This is a genomic window from Vibrio sp. 10N.222.48.A3, assembly GCF_041475345.1.
GTDB classification, from domain to species: domain Bacteria; phylum Pseudomonadota; class Gammaproteobacteria; order Enterobacterales; family Vibrionaceae; genus Vibrio; species Vibrio tasmaniensis_A.
This window is the reverse complement of sequence record NZ_JBFRVX010000819.1, coordinates 1-888: the sequence shown is the minus strand read 5'-3', so window position 1 is coordinate 888 and position 888 is coordinate 1. Positions and strand designations below refer to the sequence as shown.

The window sequence follows — 888 nt, the reverse complement described above, 5'->3', positions numbered from 1 at the left end:
CTGCAGGGCCGGTAATAGAGCGATCAACATGTGACTCAGCAGCTAGATGCATGACAGCATCCGGTTTGTGCTCAGAGAACACTCGGTCAAGCTCTGAACGATTACAGATATCCACTTGCTCGAACGCGTAACGTCCATTCGAATCTACTTCTATAAGAGATTCTAGATTACCTGCATAAGTGAGTTTATCAACGTTTACCACACTGTCCGTTGTCTTATTTATAATGTGACGTATAACTGCTGAGCCAATAAAACCAGCACCACCGGTGACTAATATCTTCACAAAAACTCCTAAAATAAACCTTGATAATCAACAGACCAACACGCAGTAGCACTACTATCAGGCACGCTACCGCCCTTTGGTCAATAAGCGAAAACCACACTGCGCATTTAAAACTAAAAATGTAAATACAGCTATTATCTATGTAACGGGAAATATAATCAAAAAAAATCGTTAAACTTTGCTCCTGAGAGTGTTCAAAGTTTGATAATCCTATGTACACCAAACTCCAAATCTCGCTATACTCTTGGCCTATAGTTTTTCGCCCAATAACGAATAAGAGTTCAAGGTATGCAAGAGTTAGTTCCATTTGTTCAAGATAATATGATTTTAGCCATCGTATGGATCGGCTTGGTTGTTGCCATCATTGCGAACGTTATCAAGACATCAAACGCAGCTTACAAAGAGATCACGGCAGCGCAAACCACACACATGATTAATCGTGAAAACGGTGTTGTGGTTGATATTCGTACTAAGGATGAGTTCAAAAAGGGCCATATTACTGACGCAGTTCACATTTTGCCGTCAGATATCAAAGCAAATAGCTTTGGTAGCCTTGAAAGCCACAAAGCCGACCCAATCATCGTAGTATGTAAGACAGGTCAAAC

The 888-nt window shown here is 40.8% G+C and carries 2 protein-coding genes; one reads left to right on the top strand and one right to left on the bottom strand.

What is annotated here, in order from left to right:
• On the bottom strand, window positions 1-283 hold a 283-nt coding region (locus AB4653_RS20225; RefSeq protein WP_372105167.1), incomplete at its 3' end, for a GDP-mannose 4,6-dehydratase.
• 288 nt (window positions 284-571) lie between these two features.
• Here AB4653_RS20225 and AB4653_RS20220 point away from each other — a divergent pair.
• Window positions 572-888, top strand: a 317-nt coding sequence (locus AB4653_RS20220) for a rhodanese-like domain-containing protein (protein WP_372105165.1), incomplete at its 3' end; no start/stop codon positions are given.